General features: G+C 67.6%; 18 protein-coding genes. 14 read left to right on the top strand and 4 right to left on the bottom strand.

Translation table 11 applies throughout. The annotated features are described in order from the left end of the window. The first annotated feature begins 17 nt into the window (after window positions 1-17). From KVT39_RS34065 to KVT39_RS34015, 11 genes are all read left to right on the top strand, one after another. A complete protein-coding gene (locus tag KVT39_RS34065) occupies window positions 18-1,418 on the top strand; it encodes an ATP-binding protein (protein WP_217591131.1) in 1,401 nt (466 codons plus the stop codon). A gap of 35 nt (window positions 1,419-1,453) precedes the next feature. Beyond that, window positions 1,454-2,299, top strand: coding sequence for a Flp pilus assembly protein CpaB (cpaB, locus tag KVT39_RS34060; protein ID WP_034182329.1), 846 nt, complete (start codon window positions 1,454-1,456; stop codon window positions 2,297-2,299). A gap of 104 nt (window positions 2,300-2,403) precedes the next feature. Beyond that, window positions 2,404-4,335: a type II and III secretion system protein family protein gene (locus tag KVT39_RS34055; protein ID WP_175749152.1), complete on the top strand. Its 1,932-nt coding sequence runs from the start codon at window positions 2,404-2,406 to the stop codon at window positions 4,333-4,335. A 21-nt stretch (window positions 4,336-4,356) separates the two neighbouring features. After that, window positions 4,357-4,659: a hypothetical protein gene (locus KVT39_RS34050; protein ID WP_034182327.1), complete on the top strand. Its 303-nt coding sequence runs from the start codon at window positions 4,357-4,359 to the stop codon at window positions 4,657-4,659. Window positions 4,660-4,684: 25 nt separating this feature from the next. Beyond that, the gene (locus tag KVT39_RS34045; protein ID WP_175749151.1) at window positions 4,685-5,950 is read left to right on the top strand and encodes a pilus assembly protein TadG-related protein; all 1,266 of its coding nucleotides are present in this window, start codon (window positions 4,685-4,687) and stop codon (window positions 5,948-5,950) included. Window positions 5,951-5,962: 12 nt separating this feature from the next. Continuing rightward, window positions 5,963-6,496, top strand: a complete 534-nt coding sequence (locus KVT39_RS34040) for a TadE/TadG family type IV pilus assembly protein (protein WP_131946486.1) — start codon at window positions 5,963-5,965, stop codon at window positions 6,494-6,496. Further along, window positions 6,493-6,936 carry a TadE/TadG family type IV pilus assembly protein gene (locus KVT39_RS34035; protein WP_131946487.1) on the top strand — a complete coding sequence of 148 codons (444 nt, stop codon included), beginning with the start codon at window positions 6,493-6,495 and terminating at the stop codon, window positions 6,934-6,936. The genes KVT39_RS34040 and KVT39_RS34035 overlap by 4 nt, the downstream gene beginning before the upstream one ends. Window positions 6,937-6,958: 22 nt before the next feature. Then, window positions 6,959-8,167 (top strand): AAA family ATPase, encoded by a 1,209-nt coding sequence (locus KVT39_RS34030; protein ID WP_217591130.1) that lies wholly within the window; start codon window positions 6,959-6,961, stop codon window positions 8,165-8,167. A gap of 18 nt (window positions 8,168-8,185) precedes the next feature. Further along, window positions 8,186-9,553, top strand: coding sequence for a CpaF family protein (locus KVT39_RS34025; RefSeq protein WP_105390937.1), 1,368 nt, complete (start codon window positions 8,186-8,188; stop codon window positions 9,551-9,553). 33 nt (window positions 9,554-9,586) lie between these two features. After that, window positions 9,587-10,564 carry a type II secretion system F family protein gene (locus KVT39_RS34020; RefSeq protein ID WP_175749149.1) on the top strand — a complete coding sequence of 326 codons (978 nt, stop codon included), beginning with the start codon at window positions 9,587-9,589 and terminating at the stop codon, window positions 10,562-10,564. A gap of 37 nt (window positions 10,565-10,601) precedes the next feature. Continuing rightward, on the top strand, window positions 10,602-11,582 hold the full coding sequence (locus KVT39_RS34015; RefSeq protein WP_034182320.1) for a type II secretion system F family protein: 981 nt from the start codon (window positions 10,602-10,604) through the stop codon (window positions 11,580-11,582). Window positions 11,583-12,274: 692 nt separating this feature from the next. Here KVT39_RS34015 and KVT39_RS34010 read toward each other — a convergent pair. Beyond that, complete coding sequence (locus KVT39_RS34010; protein ID WP_217591129.1) at window positions 12,275-12,562, bottom strand: hypothetical protein; 288 nt, start codon at window positions 12,560-12,562, stop codon at window positions 12,275-12,277. Between KVT39_RS34010 and KVT39_RS34005 the strand changes: the two genes are divergently transcribed. Genes KVT39_RS34005 through KVT39_RS33995 form a run of 3 tightly spaced genes read left to right on the top strand, consistent with a single transcriptional unit; the run spans window position 12,555 to window position 16,776 of the window. After that, window positions 12,555-15,290 carry a xanthine dehydrogenase family protein molybdopterin-binding subunit gene (locus KVT39_RS34005; protein ID WP_217591128.1) on the top strand — a complete coding sequence of 912 codons (2,736 nt, stop codon included), beginning with the start codon at window positions 12,555-12,557 and terminating at the stop codon, window positions 15,288-15,290. The two genes, KVT39_RS34010 and KVT39_RS34005, sit on opposite strands and share 8 nt — an antisense overlap. Then, window positions 15,287-15,805, top strand: coding sequence for a (2Fe-2S)-binding protein (locus KVT39_RS34000; protein WP_034182318.1), 519 nt, complete (start codon window positions 15,287-15,289; stop codon window positions 15,803-15,805). The genes KVT39_RS34005 and KVT39_RS34000 overlap by 4 nt, the downstream gene beginning before the upstream one ends. Beyond that, the gene (locus tag KVT39_RS33995; protein ID WP_034182317.1) at window positions 15,802-16,776 is read left to right on the top strand and encodes a hypothetical protein; all 975 of its coding nucleotides are present in this window, start codon (window positions 15,802-15,804) and stop codon (window positions 16,774-16,776) included. Before KVT39_RS34000 ends, KVT39_RS33995 begins: the two co-directional genes overlap by 4 nt. 106 nt (window positions 16,777-16,882) lie before the next feature. Here KVT39_RS33995 and KVT39_RS33990 read toward each other — a convergent pair whose 3' ends face one another. From KVT39_RS33990 to KVT39_RS33980, 3 genes are read right to left on the bottom strand one after another with little or no spacing between them, the layout of a single operon-like run. Further along, window positions 16,883-17,839: a transporter gene (locus tag KVT39_RS33990; RefSeq protein WP_217591127.1), complete on the bottom strand. Its 957-nt coding sequence runs from the start codon at window positions 17,837-17,839 to the stop codon at window positions 16,883-16,885. Window positions 17,840-17,875: 36 nt separating this feature from the next. Next, window positions 17,876-18,403 (bottom strand): flavin reductase family protein, encoded by a 528-nt coding sequence (locus KVT39_RS33985; RefSeq protein WP_105390933.1) that lies wholly within the window; start codon window positions 18,401-18,403, stop codon window positions 17,876-17,878. A 5-nt stretch (window positions 18,404-18,408) separates the two neighbouring features. After that, window positions 18,409-19,647: a styrene monooxygenase/indole monooxygenase family protein gene (locus tag KVT39_RS33980; RefSeq protein ID WP_034182315.1), complete on the bottom strand. Its 1,239-nt coding sequence runs from the start codon at window positions 19,645-19,647 to the stop codon at window positions 18,409-18,411. Window positions 19,648-19,696 lie beyond the last annotated feature (49 nt).

Here is a 19,696-nt window from a genome sequence, read left to right as displayed (position 1 = left end):
ACGAGGATGGAACGACCATGAACACGAACCACACCGAACCGAGACGCGACGCGCAGGTATCCAAACTGCCCGATCCGTTGCCGTCGCGGGAGGCCAATACGAAGCTGGGCGCGCAGTTGCCGGCGGCGCCGCGCTCGCTCGGCGAAACCGGGCTGAGCATGACGTTCGTCGCCGGGCTCGTGCTGAAGTCGACGCTGATGCTCGGCCGCCCGTCGTACGGCGACCTGGTCGAGCGGCACTGCCTGCCGCTCGCGGTGCTCGACGACGTCTTCGCGTTCCTGGTGCGCGAGCATCTCGTCGAGCTCACCCATCGCGGCGCGACCGATCTCGACGTGACGTTCCGCCTGACCGATGCGGGCCGCGTGCTCGCGTTCGAGGAACGCGCGCGCAGCGGTTACAGCGGCCCCGCGCCGGTCTCGCTCGCCGCGTATCTCGAATGCGTGAGCGCGCATTCGGTGCGCAAGCTGCACATCGACCAGGGCGACGTGTGGGCCGCGTTCGAAGGCATCGTGATCGACACGTCGGTCATCGATGCGGCGGCCGCGGCGCTGAACGCGGGCCGTCCGCTGCTGATCTACGGTCCGGCCGGCAGCGGCAAGACCTTCCTCGCCGAGCGGCTCGGCGCGCTGATGCACGGCCGCGTGCCGGTGCCGCACGCGATCTGCGAGGCCGGTGAAGTGATCCAGATCTACGACCCGCTCGTGCACGTCGACGCGGAACCGCAATCCGGCGGCCAGTCGGTCGATCGCCGCTGGCGCCTGTGCAAGCGGCCGGTCGTGCTGTCCGGCGGCGAACTGACGCTCGACGAACTCGACCTGCGCCGTGATGAAGCTGCCGGCTTCTACCAGGCGCCGCCGCACATGAAGGCGAACATGGGCATGTACATCGTCGACGATCTCGGCCGCCAGCGCGTCGAGCCGCGCGACCTGCTCAATCGCTGGCTGCGCCCGCTCGATCGCGGCGTCGATTTCCTGACGCTCGAATCCGGCAACCGCTTCGTGCTGCCGTTCGACGTGTGGCCGGTGTTCTCGAGCAACCTCGCGCCGGAACAGTTCTGCGACGACGCGTTCCTGCGCCGCCTCGGCTCGAAGCTTCACGTCGGTCCGCTGTCGATCGACCACTACCGCGCGGTGTACGACGCGGCCTGCACATCGCTCGGTCTCGTCTCGGCGAGCGATGCATTCGAGTTCCTGCTGCATCGGCTGCATCTGCCGACCGGCAAGGCGTTTCTCGCGTGCTTTCCGGCGGATCTGCTGCGCCTTGTCGCCGCCGGCGCACGTTACCGCGGCGATCCGCCCGAGGTGACGCACGACGCGCTGTACGACGCGTGGGCGAGCTATTTCGGCGCAGCGCCCGAACGGGACGGCAACCATACGCCGCCCGTCGAGCGAGGCGGACGTACGTACATCACCGGTTGAGCCGTTTTTTTTACGAATCGTCGAGGAGCATTGCCATGAAAAACAGTCGAGCGCTCATGATGCTGGCCGTCGCGATGGTCGCGGGTCTTGCCGCGGTCGTGTTCGCGTCCCACTGGCTGGTGCAGACATCCACGAACTCGGTCACGCCCGTCGCGGTGGCGGCCGCGGACCTGAACCTGGGCGAGCCGCTCGGGGCGAACCAGATCCACATGGTGAGCTGGCCGTCGGGCAGCGTGCCGACCGGCGCGTTCACCGATACGAAAACCCTCGAAGGGCGCGTCGTGCGCACCAGCCTGGCGCGCGGCGAGCCGGTGATCGAGTCGAAGCTCGCACCGCTCGGCACGAAGGGCGGGCTGTCCGCGGTGATCGCCGACGGCAGCCGCGCGATCACGGTGCGCGTGAACGACGTGGTCGGCGTCGCGGGCTTCGCGCTGCCGGGCACCTACGTCGACGTGATCGTCAACACGCAGGAGCAGCAGGGCAAGACCGACGGGCAGAGCATCTCCAAGATCGTGCTCGAGCACATCCTCGTGCTCGCCGTCGCGCAGCAGGTCAGCCGCGACGACACTGCACCGAAGGTCGTCAACGCGGTCACGCTGGAAGTCACGCCCGACCAGGCCGAACGGCTCGACCTCGCGCGCAGCGTCGGCACGCTGTCGCTCGTGCTGCGCAATCAGGTCGACCAGAAGACGCTGAACACGGGTGGCGCGACCAAGATGACGCTGCTCGGCAAGCCGCCCGTACCCGATTTGCCGCCGCTTCCCGTTCCCGCACAGGTGCGGACGGTGCGCGTGCACGTCGCGTCGCACGCGGCGCCGGCAGCGCGGCGCGACTGCGTCGGCGTGCTGGCCGGCGTGAAGGGCAGCGTCGAATGTTTCTGAAGCAGATCAACACAGCCAGATAAACAAATCGGCCGCCGGCAGGGTACGGCGGCCTCGGAAGTCGACAACCGGCACGGCGCCGGTCTCTCGGGGGATCAAACAAAATGAAGCTCAAATCGCAACGTACAGGTACCGGCCCACTGCGGACTCGCGTCGCACGGGGCACGATGATGGCCGCGATCCTCTGTTCAGGATGGCTGACCGTTTATGGCGCACTGGCCCAGGAAGGCATCGAGGCGGGCGTGCTGACGAAGGGCGGCGCCAGCGCGCCGGCCGCGGTCGGCAAGGGGCCCGTGCAGATGACGATCAGCATGGCGCCGGCGCCGGTCGCCGCGGCCGCCGCTGCGGCGGGGCCGCTGCGCGGGCCGAACTGCGTCGGTGCCGTGCGCGAGTCGAGCAGCGTCAGCGTGCCGCTCGGCAAGTCGCTGCTGGTGCCGATGCCGGAGCCGGTCCGCAATCGGACGATCGGCAACCCGGCCGTCGCGCAGGCGACGATGGTGTCGCCGCAGACGCTGTACATCCTCGGGCTGTCGGTCGGCACGACCAACATGATCGTGCAGGGCAAGAGCGGCGCATGCCGCGTGATCGACGTCGCGGTCGGCGCTGACGCCGGCGGCCTGCAGGCATCGCTGCTGCAACTGCTGCCGGGAGAACGCGACATCCACGTGTCGACCGCGGCCGGCACGATCGTGCTGGCCGGCACGGTGTCGAGCTCGCAGGCCGCGCAGCAGGCCGTGCAGATCGCACGCGCGTACGGCGACAGTGCGGGTGATGCCGGCGGGGGCGGCAAGCAGGGCGCCGGCGTGCTGAACATGCTGAGCGTCACGTCGCCGCAGCAGGTGATGCTCGAGGTGAAGGTCGCCGAGGTGTCGAAGACGCTGATCAACCAGATGGGCAGCGCGTTCAACATCCAGGGCGGGTTCGGTTCGTGGAGCGGCGCGCTGGTCAGCAACCTGCTCGCGGGCGTCGCGAGCGGGGCCATCTTCAACAAGGCGAACAACAAGCCGTTCAGCATCTCGGCCGACGCGCAGAACACCGACAACCTCGTCAAGATCCTCGCGGAGCCGAATCTCGTGACGATCAGCGGCCAGGAAGCGACGTTCCTCGCCGGCGGCAAGATCTTCATCCCGATCCCGCAGAGCAGCGGCAACGGCACGTCGTCGATCACGCTGCAGGAAGAGGAGTTCGGCGTCGCGCTGAAGTTCACGCCGACGGTGCTGGCGAACGGCCGGATCAGCCTGAAGGTCGCACCGGAAGTGTCGGAGCTGTCGCAAACGGGCGTCACGCTGAGCGCGACCAACATCGGCGGCACGTCGATCCTGCCGCTGATCACGACGCGGCGTGCTTCGACGACGGTCCAGATGAGCGACGGCGAATCGTTCGCGATCGGCGGGCTGATCAAGGACAACGCGAGCGGCGCGCTGAAGGCGATCCCGGGTGTGGGCGAAGTGCCGGTGCTCGGCGCGCTGTTCCGCAGCACGTCGTTCCAGCAGGACCGCACCGAGCTGATCTTCCTGATCACGCCGCACCTCGTGAAGCCGATGCAGACCGCGGACGTGCCGTTGCCGACCGACAGCTTCTCGAAGCCGCACGAAATCGACGTGTACGCGACGGGCAACATGGAAGGCCGCCGCGGGGTCCGCAAGGCGGGCGCGCAACCCGCGAACGGCGCGGCTGCTGCACCGCAGGAGGCACCGGCCCAGGCTCCGGCCCAGGGTCCGGCACCTGCACCGCAATCGGAAGCACCCGCCGCTGCGGCCGCCGCACTGCCTGCGCCGCGCGCGCCGCAGGGCACGGACGCACAGCCGCCGGTGCCGGCCGAGCCGCAGAAGACGCCTGCGCCGGTAGCGGCCACCGCGCCGCAGCCAGACGCGGCAAACGCGGCCCGCGTCGCACGTATCGAAGCCGCCGCCGCGCGCCTCGCGGCGGCCGGCCCCGACACGCCGGCCCAGCCGGCGGCGCGACCGAAGCAACGGGTGCCCGCGGGTGCCCGGGCGCAGGTCGCGCGCTCGGAACCCAAGTCCACCGATCGTTGAAGCCATCCAAGGGGAAGCTCCATGAAATCCGCCTACCTCGTATTCGTGCGCCGCGCGGCGCTCGCCGCACCGCTCGCGTTCGCGCTTGCCGGCTGCATGTCGTCGACCCCGGTGTGGGACAGCCGTTTCGGCGACTCGGTCCGCTCCGTGATGCAGGCCCAGATCATCGACCCGCATGCCGCCGAACACGCGGCATCGGCTTCGGCGTCGGGCATCGACGGCGGCGCGGCCGCGGCCGCGCTCGACAACTACGACAAGTCGTTCAAGCAGATCCAGCCGCCTGCCAATGCGTTCGTGATCGGCATCGGCAAGGCGACTCAATAACGACGGCACGCTCAGGGAGAACGCCATGTCCAGCGCAGCTCGCTATCCGAAAGTCACGCGTCGCGGCCTCCATCGCCAGCGCGGCGCCGTCGCGATCATCGTCGGTCTCGCACTGGCGGTGATGATCGGGTTCGTCGGTCTCGCGCTGGACCTCGGCAAGCTGTACGTCACGCGCAGCGAACTGCAGAACAGCGCCGATGCGTGCGCGCTGTCGGCTGCGCGCGACCTGACTTCGGCCATCAGCCTGTCGGTCGCCGAGGCGAACGGCATCGCCGCCGGCCACCTGAATTTCGTGTTCTTCCAGAACAAGTCGGTGCAGATGCTGACGAATTCGAACATCACGTTCAGCGACTCGCTGTCCAATCCGTTCCTGACGAAGAACTCGGTCGCGACGCCGGCGAACATCAAGTACGTGAAGTGCGTCGCGTCGCTGAGCAACATCGCACACTGGTTCATCGAGGTGCTGAACGTGCTGCCGGGCACGAAGCTCGCGAACGCGGCCGAAGTGTCGGCGAGCGCGATCGCGACGGTCGGCGGCGGGCAGACCACCTGCGCGATCCCGGTGTTCGTGTGCCGCGCGACGGGCGCGCCGCCCTACAACGTCGGCGACTGGATCACGTCGCCGTCCGGCTCGACCTACGGGCCGGGCAACTTCGGCTGGGCGGCGCTCGACGGTTCGACGAGCGAAACGACCATCGCGAACGAGCTGTCGGGCAACACCTGCAATATCAAGAGCCCGCCCGACCTCGGCAGCACCGGCCTGAAGTCGGCGGCGCTGCGCGCCTGGAATACGCGCTTCGGCATTTATACGAACGGCGCGAACGGCTCGAGCGGCCAGCCCGACTTCACCGGCTACGCGTATGTCGGCCCGAACTACGGGCCGCCCGGAACGCCGGGCATCAAGGGCGACGCATACACGCAGTTCGTGACCGACCGCACGACCTACAAGACCTACCAGGGCGACGGCGCGCCGCCGGCGGGCAGCGGGATCTCCACCAACGGCACCGCGACGGCGAGCAACTACCAGACCTTTGGCGGCGACCGCCGTGTCGCGCTCGCGCCGGAAGGCGACTGCTCGGCGCTGAGCGGCAGCAGCGGCAAGGTGCACATCACGCAATGGGATTGCGTGCTGATGCTCGATCCCGTGCCGTTCAGCCCCGGCAGCGGCCCCGTCATAGCCCACCTCGAATACCTCGGCTCGACCGTATCCGGCAACAATCCGTGCGCGACGCACGGGTTGCCCGGCAGCGGCAGCGCGTCCGGGGTCCAGGTGCCGATGCTCGTTCAATAGGGAGAGGCGATCATGAAAAGGCCCCCGTTTCGCCGTTCGCGCACCCGTGGCGTGGCCGCCGTCGAGTTCGCGCTCGTGCTGATGCCGATGATCATGCTCGCGACCGGCGTGGCCGAGTTCGGCCGCGCGATCTACCAGTACGAGACGCTGACCAAGGCGACGCGCGACGCGGCGCGCTACCTGTCGGTCTGGCTGCCGAGCGACAGCGCGTATCCGGTGGCGGCGGCGCAGTGTCTCGTCGTGTACGGCAGCACGACCTGCGGCTCGGCCGGCACCGAGCTGGTGCCGGGGCTCACCACGTCGATGGTGACCATCTGCGATGCGTCGCATACGACCGGCTGCGGCGATGCGTCCGACCCGGCGCAGTTCTCGAACCTGCCGACCTACGACGCGGACAACAATGCGGCGAGCGGCACGGCGACGGGCAGCATCAACGTCGTCGAAGTGAAGATCAAGGGCTACCAGTACCAACCGATCCCCGCGTACCCGGGGCTGACGTCGATCACCTTCGGCAACATCGTCACCGTGATGAGGCAAGTGTCATGAGCGCGCGCCATTTTCCGCTGTCGCGCCGGCGCGGCGAGCGCGGCTCGACGATCGTCGAGTTCGGGCTCATCGCGTCGGTGCTGATCATGCTGCTGATCGGCATCTTCGAGTTCGGCCGCGTGCTGTTTTACTGGAACACCGCGAGCGAGGCCGTACGCCTCGGCGCGCGCACGGCGGTGGTCTGCGACGTGGATGCCGCCGGCGTCGCGAAGCGCGTGACGAAGCTGCTGCCGCTGCTGTCGAGCGCGAACGTGTCGGTGGATTACTCGCCGGCAAGCTGCGACGTGAATACCTGCTCGTTCGTGACCGTGAGCGTCAAGAACGTCACGGTCAAGACGATGATCCCGTTCGTGAACGTTACGGTCAGGATGCCGCCGTTCACGACAACGCTGCCGCGCGAAAGCCTGAACTCCGCGACCGGCGGCACCGCCTGCAATTAACCGAACAGACGAGGCACACGACATGATCAATATCCTCGTAGCTTCCGACGATACCGCGCGGCTCACGCAGATCGCGCGCCTCGTGGCCGACTGCGGACGCTATCGCGCGACACGCGCGACCGGACGGCCGTCGCAGATCGAGCACCGCACCGACGGGCTCGACGCGTTCGACATCCTGCTGATCGACGGCACGTCGACCGATCCGTCGGAGCTGTCGGCGATCGAGCGGATCTGCCGCGCGCACGCGGGCCTGACCTGCATCCTCGTGACGGCAGACACGTCGCCGCACGTGCTGCTGGACGCGATGCGCGCGGGCGCCCGCGACGTGCTGCAGTGGCCGCTCGATCGGCAGGCGCTCGGCAACGCGCTCGAGCGTGCCGCCGCGCAAAGCACGCGAAGCGACACCGACGATACGCGGATCGTGTCGTTCATGTCGTGCAAGGGCGGGGCCGGCACGAGCTTCGTCGCCAGCAACGTTGCGTTCGAGATCGCCGAGGGCTTCAAGCGCCGCGTGCTGCTGATCGACCTGAACCAGCAGTTCGCCGACGCGGCGTTCCTGGTCAGCGACGAAACCCCGCCGTCGACGCTGCCGCAGCTCTGCGCGCAGATCGAGCGGCTCGACAGCGCGTTTCTCGACGCGAGCGTCGCGCACGTGACCGAGAACTTCCACGTGCTCGCGGGCGCCGGCGATCCGGTCAAGGCCGCCGAGATGCGCGAGGACGCGCTCGAATGGATCCTCGGCGTCGCCGCGCCGCGCTACGACTTCGTGATCTTCGACATCGGCGTCGGCATCAATCCGCTGTCGATGGTCGCGCTCGATCGCAGCGACCAGATCCAGCTCGTGCTGCAGCCCGCGATGCCGCACGTGCGCGCCGGCCGCCGGCTGCTGGAAATCCTCGTGTCGCTCGGCTACTCGACCGACCAGATGCGACTGGTCGTGAACCGCGCGACGCGCGCGAGCGACCGGACCCGCACCGCGCTCGAGGAAGTGCTCGGCCTGCAGGCCGCCTGCGTGATTCCCGACGACGCCGACACCGTGCTCGAAGCGATCAACCAGGGCCATCCGGTGTCGCGGGTCGCGCGCGGCACCGCGGTCGCGCGTGCATTGCAGGGCTGTGCGAAGCAACTCGTCGACGGCGAAGTGCGCGCCGGACGCAGCGCGACGCGCAGCGAACCGCTGATGTCCCGGCTGTTCGGCCGCAAGGCCACGCCGAAGCTCAAGTCCATGTAAATCTCTCGGGGAACCGTCATGTCATTGCGCGAACAGATGTCCTTGCACCGGGCCCAGCCGCTGGCGGCGGGCAGCGAGCCGGCCGGCCCGGCGCATTCGTCGGTACGCGACGCATACCAGAAGCTGCGCCGCGAAATTCACCAGACCGTGCTCGAACGCGTCGAGCTGGAGCGCCTGTCGCGGTTGCCGCAGGAGCAGGTCCGCCAGGAAATCTCCTCGCTGATCTCGCGCATCCTCGACGACGAGCGGACGCCCGCGAACGACATCGAGCGGCGGCAGCTCGCGATCGACGTGTACGACGAGATGTTCGGCTTCGGCCCGCTCGAAGCGCTGCTGCGCGACCCGAGCATCTCCGACATCCTCGTGAACACGTACCGGCAGGTTTATGTCGAACGCGGCGGCCAGCTCGAACTGACCGACGTGACGTTCTACGACGACGCGCACCTGATGAAGGTGATCGAGAAGATCGTGTCGCGCGTCGGGCGCCGCATCGACGAATCGAGCCCGATGGTCGATGCGCGGCTGCCGGACGGCTCGCGCGTGAACGCGATCATCCCGCCGTCGGCGATCGACGGGCCACTGATGTCGATCCGGCGTTTCGCGGTCAACCCGCTGAAGATGGACGACCTGGTGCGCTACCACAGCCTGACGCCGCCGATGGCGGAGCTGCTCGATGCGCTGTCGCACGCGAAGGTGAACGTGCTCGTGTCGGGCGGCACCGGCAGCGGCAAGACGACGCTGCTCAACATCCTGTCCGGCTTCATCCCGCGCAACGAGCGGATCGTGACGATCGAGGACGCCGCCGAGCTGCAGCTCCAGCAGCCGCACGTGCTGCGGCTCGAAACGCGCCCGCCGAACATCGAGGGCAAGGGCGAGATCACGCAGCGCACGCTGGTGCGCAACGCGCTGCGGATGCGGCCGGACCGGATCATCCTCGGCGAAGTGCGCGGCGCCGAAGCGCTCGACATGCTCAACGCGATGAACACCGGCCACGAAGGCTCGCTCGCGACGATCCACGCGAACACGCCGCGCGATGCGCTGACGCGGCTCGAGAACATGATCAGCGTCTCCGGCCTGTCGCTGCCGCCGAAGACGATGCGCCAGCAGATCGCGTCGGCGATCTCGGTGGTCGTGCAGGCGGCGCGGCTGACGGACGGCAAGCGCAAGATCGTCAGCATCCAGGAGCTGACCGGGATGGAAGGCGACATCATCAACATGCAGGAGATCTTCACGTTCAAGCGTACCGGCGTGGATCGCGACGGCACGGTACGCGGCCACTTCTGCGCGACCGGCGTGCGGCCGAAGTTCGTCGAGCGGCTGCAGGCGTTCGGCATCAACCTGCCGGATTCGCTGTACGACCCGTCCCAGCGTTACGAGACGGACTGACGACATGGCGCCGTTTGCTGCCGGGGAGGCTTCATGAACACGATCTTTTACGGTTTTGTGATTCTCACCTTCGTCGCGGTCGTGCTCGCGATCGAAGGCATCTATCAATGGTGGAACGCGCGGCACGGCGCCGCCGCGCGCCGGATCGAATCGCGCATTCGCGCGATGTCGGCCGGCGGCAACGTGCAGCAGGAGCGGCTGTCGATCCTGAAGAAGCGGATGCTCGACGATTCGAAGCCGTTCGACCGGCTGCTGTTGCGCTTGCCGCGCGTGCACTCGCTCGATCTCGTGATCCAGCAATCGGGCCTCGACTGGACGCTTCCGAAGCTGATCGTGCTCAGCGTGGTGTTCGCGGTGTTCACATGGCTCGCGCTGAGCCTCGCCACGCTGCCGCAACTGGCCGCACTGCCGGGCGCGCTGTTTGCCGGGTGCATGCCGACGATGTACGTGATGCGCCGCCGTGCGCGCCGGATGCTCAAGCTCGAGCGGCAGCTGCCGGACATCTGCGACATGATCGCGCGCGCACTGCGTTCCGGTCATTCGTTCACGGGCACGCTCGGGATGGTCGGCGACGAGTTTCCCGATCCGATGGGCGGCGAGTTCCGGATCACGTTCGACGAAGTCAACTACGGCGTGTCGCTGCACGACGCGCTGATGAACCTCGCGACGCGCGTGCCGGTGCAGGATCTGCGCTACTTCGTGATCGCGGTGCTGATCCAGCGCGAGACGGGCGGCAACCTGGCCGAGCTGCTCGACAGCATCGCGGCGCTGATCCGCGAGCGCTTCAAGCTGTTCGACAAGGTGCGCGTGCTGTCGGCGGAAGGGCGGCTGTCGGCGTGGATTCTCGGGCTGCTGCCGTTCGGCACCGCCGCGGTGATGGCGCTGCTGAACCGCGAGTTCCTGTCCGTGCTCTGGGAGGATCCGGCAGGGATCAAGATGGTCGGCGGGATGCTGGTGTCGATGCTCTTCGGCCTGTTCTGGATCCGCCGGATTGTCCGGATTCGCGTCTGACGTGCGAGTCGAATAACGAACCGTTTGCGAGGCTGTCATGCAAAATCTGAACGTGGTCCAGGCCGTGATGCTGGGCGGCTTGTTCATCTTCGTGGCCGGCGGGGTGCTCGTCGCGATGCTGCTGTTCGCGCCGCGCAGCATCCAGCGCCGGCTCCAGCAGGCCGGCGGGGCCGGTGCGGGCGCGGGTGCCGTCGCGGGCCCGGGCGACGGCGACGATCTGGCGTCGCGCTGGGTCGCGAAGCTGGTCGATCTGTCCACCCCGATCTCGAAGCTGTCGGTGCCGAAGGAGGGCTGGGAGAATTCGCCGCTGCGCGTCCGGCTGATGAATGCCGGATGGCGCAACCAGAGCGCGGCCGCGCTGTATTTCACCGCGAAGACGGTGCTCGCGCTCGCGTTGCCGTGCATGGCGCTGCTGGGGCTGGTCACGACCAAGCTCGGCGACGAGCGCGCGCTGTTGTCGGCCATCCTCGTGGCGCTCGCCGGCATCGGCTACTACATCCCGAACATCGTGCTGTCGCAGCGGGTCAAGGTGCGCCAGCAGACGATCTTCGAGGATTTTCCGGACGCGCTCGACCTGCTGACGGTGTGCGTCGAAGCGGGGCTCGGGCTCGACGCGGCGCTGATGCGGGTGAGCGAGGAGCTGCGGTTTCGCAGCGAGGTGGTCGCAGGCGAACTCGACCTGCTGCTGCTCGAGATGCGCTCCGGCTTCACGAAGGAGACGGCGCTGCGCAATTTCGCGCTGCGCACCGGCGTCGAGGACATCGAGTCGTTCTGCGCGATGCTGATCCAGGCCGATCGCTTCGGCACGAGCATCAGCGAATCGCTGCGCGTGCTGTCGGACATGCTGCGCACGCGGCGGCGGATGCGCGCGGAAGAGCGTGCGGCGAAGATCGCGCTGAAGCTGCTGTTCCCGCTGATCTTCTGCATCTTTCCCGCGCTGATGCTGGTGCTGCTCGGGCCGGCGATGATTCACGTCTATCGCGTGCTGCTGCCGACGTTCGTCAGCATCGCGCCGTGAGCGGCGGACACGCGCGGCTTCGAGCGCAGCGCCAGAGGTTTTGCGTGCCGGCCCCGACACACGCGCCGGCCGGCACGGCAACAGGCTTCATGGAGGCTCCCTCCCCAGGCGGCGCCGCGAGACAGGTCGACCATAGCGGCGTCAATGCAACCTGGACCCATGGTCGGCCATGGAGCAAGCCGTAGTCCACCGCCCTCATCGGCTGCCCCCTACTGCTAACCCTGAAGGCCCCGTTGCCGGCATTGCGCCGGCGCGGTTAAAAGCGACGGAAAGCGCTGAACACCCGCAGACGAATTAATCCAATTCAATAATGCGCGGGATTGTTCATCGAGTTGTTGATTGCGATTGCTTTCCGTTCGTTATTTGCGTACCGCGGGAAAACGACGTTGACGAAACGACCGATTCATTGAAGGCAATTTGTAATATCGGTCGCGCGCCCCGTCCCACCGGCAGGCTGCCAGGACGGTACGGATCGGCGCTTCATGCGCACCGGCGCCATGCACGCTATCCGAAAATCTCCTTGAAATCTCCGGTGCCAATTTCTAGCATTATTCAAAATCGAACTCGTATGACGGTACGAACACGAAAAACGTCACGCATACCGGAAAGACCGAACAAAAACACTTGAAAATCAAGAGACTGCCCGACAATACGGAAAACAGGCCAGTTACGCACGATCAAGGCCGGGGGAATCATGAACGAGCAATCAGCGACAAGCACGCAGCCTGACGCTTCATCGAGCCGGCGTCCACGGGCCTCGAACGGCCCCGCGAATCCGCCGCGCATCCTTCCCGGTCCGCTTCCTCCCGATTCCTGACTACCGGCGCGTACCACCGCGCCCGCAAGCCCGTTTCCGCACCGACATCCAGCACCGCGAAGCACACGCGCAGCGGCCCGCGCACGGCCGGCGCGGCGGCGCGCGTCGCGCATCGACGGTGCCCCAGCCATGACAAATCGAACGAGGGACGCAGCATGGCCATCGATGTGCCTGTGACACGCCGGACGTTTCTGAAGCTGGCCGGGAGCGGCGCTGTCGTCGCGATCTCGATCACCCATTTGCCGGCGCTGGCGCTCGACGCCGGCGAGCAGGCCGATACCGGCGCGAGCGGGCCGAGCTGGGCGCCGGTGCCCGGCAAGGCGCGGTGGCGCATCGACGGGATGCCGAAGGTCACGGGCCAGAAAATCTACGCGCGCGATTTCAAGTCGCGCGACTTCGTCGGCTGGCCGCAGCAGGAGAACTGGCTCTATGCGCTGCGGTGCGGCCGCGTCGACGCCGTGTACGAAGGCTACGACCTCGGCGTGCTGCCGGCCGAGCTGCGGCCGATCGCCGTCGTCGACAACGCGCTGCTGAGCGCGCGACGGATTCCGCTTGCGCCGGTCCCCGACCCGATCGCGAACCAGGACATCTACTGGCTCGCGAGGCCGGGCCATCCGGCGGACTGCTACGGACAACCGGCCGCGCTGCTGATCTTCGAGAACTTCGATGTCTATCGTCGCGCGAGGAAGCTGCTCGATTTCAACGACAGCGTGATCCGCTACGGCGCGGCGGTCGACCGCTCGGCAGCCGCACAGGCCGTGCCGTATACGCCGGTGACCATCTACGTGCGCGACGACGAACGCGGTTTCAACTACGTGAACAACTACCGGACCGACAGCAGCGGCAAGCCGACCGCGCAATACCTGAAGGAACGCGAGGAGGCGGTCGTCAACATCGACGCGACGATTGCGCGCAACGCGGCCTCCGGTGCGTGGATCGGCGTGCGCGCGACCGGCAACGACGGCTTCGAGACGCCGGCAATGGACCCGATGTTCATGGAGCCCGAAGCGGGGCTCGCATGGTACGACGCATCCGCCGCGAAAATGGGCCTCGTCCTCGGCACGCAATCGGCGAACGACGATGCGACCGGCGCCTGCGCGCTGTTCGACGGCAGCGCCATTCCGGTGAAGGAGGCGCATGTGATCGCGTGTTATCCGGGCGGCGGTTTCGGCGGGCGCGACAAGTCCTACTTCCCGCTGTATCTGGCGCTCGCCGCGCCGTTCGCGAAGGGCGCGCTGCGCTGGCAGCAGTCGCGCTACGAACAGTTCCAGGTCGGCCTGAAGCGCTGCGAGACCCAATTCTCCGAATCGCTGTGGTTCAACCGCCGCGGCAAGCTCGAAGCGATCACGTGCGACTTCCTGATGAACGGCGGCGGCAAGAAGAACCTGTCGCCGTACGTCGCGCAGCTCGCCGCGTTGAGCGCGATGAGCTGCTACGAGATTCCGCGCGCACGCGCGCAGGCAGCGTCGACCTACACGCGCGAAGTGTTCGGCGGATCGCAGCGCGGCTTCGGCGGGCCGCAGGCGTTCATGGCGATCGAGACGCTGATGGACGAGGCTGCGCGCCGGCTCGGGCTTTCGCCGTTCGCGATCCGCCGCGCCAACTTTCTCGGCAACGCCCCCCGTCTCGGCAAGGGGCGTGCGATCACGGGCGCGCCGATCCTGTTCGACCTGCAGCTCGACGCGCTGCTCGACCGGCTCGAACGGCATCCGTTGTGGCGCGACCACGAGCGCACGCGTGCGGAGCGCGGCGCGCGCAACCTCCGGTACGGCGTCGGCCTCGCGATGGCGAACGAGGCATACGGAACGTCCGGGGACGGGATGTTCGGGATGGTGCAGATCCTGCCCGACAGCAGGCTGCGCGTGGTCACGCCGTATACCGACATGGGCAACGGCGCGGCCACGACGCTCGGTCTCGCACCGGCCGAATTTCTCGGGCAGAACGCGCAAACGATTGCGATGAGCGAGATCGGACCGTTCAACGCGCTCGGGCTCACGCGTTCGAGCAATCCGGCGGCCAACCCGAAGACGGTGCGCTACACGTACGGCTCGTCGAGCGCCTGTCTCGGCGCATTCCATCAGTACCACGCGGTGAAGGGGGCCGCGCAGGCGCTGTTCCTGCAAAGCGTGCTGCCGGCCGCTCGCGCATGGTGGGGCGTGCCGGTGCGGGCCGAGGACGTGCGCTGGGTCGATCGCGCGCTCGTCGCGAACGGCCTCGCGCCGATTCCGTGGCCGGCGCTGCTCGGCGCGATCGCGAAGCTGGGCCTGCAGACGGTTGCCGCCGTGCATGCGAGTTATGCCGGGTACTTCTGGAAGGGCACGTATCCGTTCGCGTCCGGCAGTGCGCAAGTCGACTACGACTATGTGGCGGTCGGCCTCGATCCGTATTACCTGACGCCGCTGTCGCGCACGCTGCAGGCGCCGCCGGTCGACACGACCCTCTACGGGCGCACGACCTATGCGCCGTCGGCGGCGCTCGTCGCCGCGTCCGTCGATCCGGCGACCGGGCGCGTGAAGGTCGAACGCGTGGTGACGGCCGTGAGCGTCGGCCGGCAGCTTGCGCCGGAGCTCGTCGAAGGGCAGTCGCAGGGCGCGGTGGCGATGGGGATCGGCAACGTGCTGACCGAGACGTGCCCGCTAGGTCCCGACGGGCCGGGCGGCGGCAGATGGAACCTCGACCGCTACGAGGTGACGCGTCTGCCGGACATTCCCGCGCAGGAACTGATCGCGCTGCCGCCGCCCGGCGGCGATCCCGCGAATGCGCGCGGCATCGCGGAAGCTGTGATGTGCCCGATCGCGCCGGCGCTGCTCAATGCGCTGGCGATGGCGACGGGGCGGCGGTTCCGGGTGACGCCGGTGACGCCGGACAAGATTCGGGAGGCACTGCGATGAGCGATCCGGTCCGCATGCATGTGAACGGCAAACCCGTCGAAGCGGCCGCCGCCGACGGCGACATGAACCTCATCGATTTCCTGCACGAGCGACAGGACCTGACGGGCACGAAGCTGTGCTGCGGCATCGGCGTGTGCCGCGCGTGCACGGTCGGCGTGCGCAACACGCCCGATGCGCCGATGGAAAAGACGCTGTCGTGCTCGACTCCGGTCAGCGCGATGGCCGGCATGCACGTGTACACGATCGAAGGGCTCGCGCAGGGCGGCACGCTGTCGCCGCTGCAGCAGAGCTTTCTCGAATCGTTCGCGTTCCAGTGCGGCTATTGTGCGTCGGGATTCCTGATGGCCGCGACCGCGATGCTCGATCACCTGCGCGTGCAGCCGGTGCACGCCGGCGAACTGGACGCGATGATCGAGACGTGGGTGGGCGGCAACGTATGCCGCTGCACCGGCTACGTCAAATATATCGAGGCGATTCGCAAGGTGGCGATGCGCTACACGAAGGGGGCGGCATGACGATCCGAACCTGCGTCGTCGCGCTGGCGATGCTGCTGGCCGCGCCTGCCCCATTCGCCGCGGAAGGCGGCGATGCGTCGCTGCTCGAATACGCGCAGCAGTGCACCGACGAAATCGGCGAGATTCCCGCGTTCGACTGCAACAGCGGCACCGACGTGCCGATCACCGTCAATGGCCGCGTGCCCGCGCGATATGCGGCGCACATGACCTGCGATCGCCCGGCGCTGTTGCCGTATGAAGCGCCGACGTCCGGGCAATGCACGCCTTATTCGAAGATTCTCGATCTTTCGCACGGCGACACGCAGATATCGGCGTTTTGCCGCCGCAAGCAGATCCGCGCGAACCGGAGCCCGTATTACGACGAAGTCGATATCGTGCTGCACCATGCGGGCAACGGCAAGACCTGCTGGTTTCATGCGGAACGGGGCGGCACGGCCGGCATGAACGCGTCGCGCGTGCCGCCGCCGAACGAGAAGACGCCGCCGCCAGGCCATCCGTCGGCGGTGGAGTTCTGGTGGAAGCCCGCCGCGACCGCGACGAAGCGCTGCGCGGCGTGCCATGACGCGAGCCCTGTCATGTACAGCCCGTGGATCGGGCAGGTGTGGAACAAGGTGCCGACCGATCCGTGGGGCAAGTACATCAATCTCGGCGCCGATTTCGCATCGTTTACATCGCATGCGATCAGCACGCCGGGTAATACCTGCATCGGCTGTCACCGGATCGGCAACCGGAACAGTTGCGAGATCTACGTGCCGCTCGCCGCCGGGAGGCTGCCGCCGCCGAAAGGCAGCAATGAGCTCGCGAGCAGTTATCCGCTGACGCACTGGATGCCGATCGACAACAACCGCAGCCTCGCCGAATGGAATGCGGCCAACGCGAAGTCGGTGAGCGACTTGCTCGAGTGCTGCTCGGCGCGGGGCAAGAACGATCCGAAGTGCACGTTCACGCCGGCGGCGCAGGCGGCGAAGTAGTTCGTTTTCCTTGACGATGGATTTTCAGGCTGCGGCGGCGGGGCGAACGAATCGCACCGTTCGTGCCACCCGGTTTGCATGCCCGCCGCTTCGCCGCTTCACCGCGTTACCGGAAGTGATGCACATAGCGCAGAACCATCCGCGTCCCCTGCGGCCGGTTGCGCGCCTGGAACTCGAAGTACGTATTGAACAGCAGGTGATCGTGCGGCGAGAAGCTGACCATGGCGCCCGGGCCGATCGCCAGCACGGCCTCGCGCGTACCGGGCACGTCCTGCCCGTTTTCCTTCATGTCGGTGGTCTGGCGCAGCCAGTAGCCGTTGAGCCCCAGCCGCAGGCCCGGGCGCACTTCATACTCGGTCGCGAAGTTCGCATGGATCGCCTGGCCGGCCCGGGTCGACGTCACGTCGGGGCCGAGCGACGCGGCCGGCTGATGGTTGGTCGCGTTCCACAGATAGTGCAGGCGCCACGACACGGTCCATTTCGGCGTCAGCCACAGCGTCGCCGCCCAGTACGGGTCGAACGACCAGAAATGGCTGCCCGGGTTGATCGCGCGCGACGGATCGTACGCGCCGGTCGGCGCGACGAACTGGAATTCCACGCGCTGCGCGAAGCGCGGCCCCTGCGCGCCCATCACCGGGTCGAACTGGATGAACGGGCCGATCAGCAGATCGCCGAAACCGGCTCGCGAATTCAGCGCGACGTTGCCGATGCCGTCGTCGGTACGTGCTGACGCGATCCACGGCAGGATCACGTCGAGGCCCGGATGCATGCCGGCGAACGTCAGCGGCGACTGATAGACGAGCTGGCTCAGGCCCGCGAACAGGTCGATGTCCTGCTTCGGCAGGCCGACCTTGTTGCCGGCATTGTCGTTGACGCGGCCGGCCGTGTAGTACTGCAGGTACTGCGTGCCGTACCAGCCGGAGCCGGCCGGCGGCATCCCGTCGAGGAAGCTGGTCATGCCGAGGTTGACCGGCGGCAGGTCGGCCGCGTTGGCCGACGCGTGACCGGCCATGCCGGCGATCGCGAGGCCTGCGGCGACGAGCAGGCGAGAGCCGAGTTTCATGTTCACCACCTCCTGGATATTTATTTGTATAACTAATCAAACGGCGCGTGAAAGATCGGGGTGATCGGCAATCGCGCGATACTGGCCGGCGTGGAACACCAGCGGCGCCTTGCCGAACGCGTCGAACTGCTCGATCTGGCCGATGAAGAGCAGGTGATCGCCGCCTTCGTAATGGCCGACGTTGCGGCACACGAAGCGCGCGCTCGCACCGTCGAGGCAGGGTACGCCGCCGCTGTCCGAATCCACGTGAAGCACGCCGTCGAACTTGTCGGCACTGGGCGTCGCGAAGCGGCGCGACAGGTCGATCTGGTCGTGCGCGAGGATGTTGATCGCGAAGTGGGTGGCCGCGACGAAATCGGGCCGGCTCGGCGCGACCTTGCGAAGGCTCCACAGCACGAGCGGCGGATCCAGCGACAGCGACGAGAACGAGTTGGCGGTGAGGCCCACCTTGCGTCCGTCGGCCGCGCACGTGGTGATCACGGTGACGCCGGTCGGGAACTGCCCGAACGCGGCACGCAATTGCATCGGGTCGACGGTTGGGCTGCAGGTAACGGTCGTTTCCATGTCGGTTACTCCGAACGGGTACTGTGTTCGCGGATCAGCGCCGCGCACGCCGACGGCTCGAACCACCACGGCGAGAACCGGCGCGGATCGTCGAAGCCGTCGACGATCGCCGCGGCGAGCGACGGCAACTGGCCGGCCGCGCCGAGCAGTTCGAGAATGTGCGGCGGCGGCGGCGTGAGCAGCGAGTTGGTCCAGCGCACGACATGCTGTGCGTAGGCCCAGTAGCCTTCGAACGTCTGCTGCATCCAGTCCTCGCCGAACGGCGCGGCATCGCGCGCGACGATCGCGTCGAAATAGGCGTTCGCGCATTTCGCGGCGTTGTTCGATCCCTGGCCCGTGATCGGATCGTTGACCACCACCGCATCGGCCATCCCGAACACGGTGCGGCCCGACGGCAGCCGGAAGAACGGCTTGCGCACCGTCGGCGTAAAGCGCCCGGACAGCGTGCCGTTCGGATCGGTCAGCTCGACGTCGCGGCAGCGCTCGAATTCCCACGGCACATACTGCTGCAGGAACGACAGGCTTCGATCGAGGTGCTGCTCGGGTGTCTTCACGTCGGCCCAGCAGTCGAGCGGGCCGCCCGGAATGCCTTCGAACACCATGATCTCGCACGGGCCCGTCGTGGTCAGCGCGGGGAACACGAAGTACTCGCCGATGCCGGGCAGCAGGTTGAAGCGCACGCGCGAATACGGCTGGCTCGGCGTCATCCCTTTCACGTAGGTGAGGGCGAGCGCGCGTTGCGGGCGGTCGAACGTGCTGCGTGCGTCGTCGCGGCCGAGCAGGTTGACGATCTCGCCCTTGCCGGCCGCGAGCAGCACGAGATCGTGGCTGCGCGCCAGTTCCTCGAGTTCGGGCACGCCGACGTCGCAGATGCGGACTTCCGCGCCGCGGCGCCGAATGCCGTCGAGCCAGTCGGCCATCTTCACGCGCTGGTCGACGGACTGCGCATAGCGGGTCAGCCGCGACGACCACTCGATCGCCTTGCGGCCGTTGCCGTTCGGGTGCGGCACCGCGATGCCGATGCCTTCGACGGACGGGCACGCTTCCTCCCAGGCGTTCAGGCCGAGATCGCGCTCGATCTGCAGCGCGGTATGGAACATGCACTGGCTCGACATGACCTTGCCGGTGCGGATCTGCTCGGCGTCGCGATTGGTCGCGAGCGTGACGTGATAGCCCTGGTCGAGCAGGGCGAAGGCGAGTTGCAGGCCGGACTGGCCGGCGCCGACGATAGCGATGCGTCTCATGAGAATGTCCTCGGGTGGCCGGATGCCGGCCGGAATGATTGCGGGGAGC

Source organism: Burkholderia sp. GbtcB21 (genome assembly GCF_019091065.1).
In the GTDB taxonomy this organism is placed as follows: Bacteria; Pseudomonadota; Gammaproteobacteria; order Burkholderiales; family Burkholderiaceae; genus Burkholderia; species Burkholderia pyrrocinia_C.
Note: the sequence above shows the minus strand (reverse complement) of the source record. Positions and strands in the feature narration are given on the sequence as shown.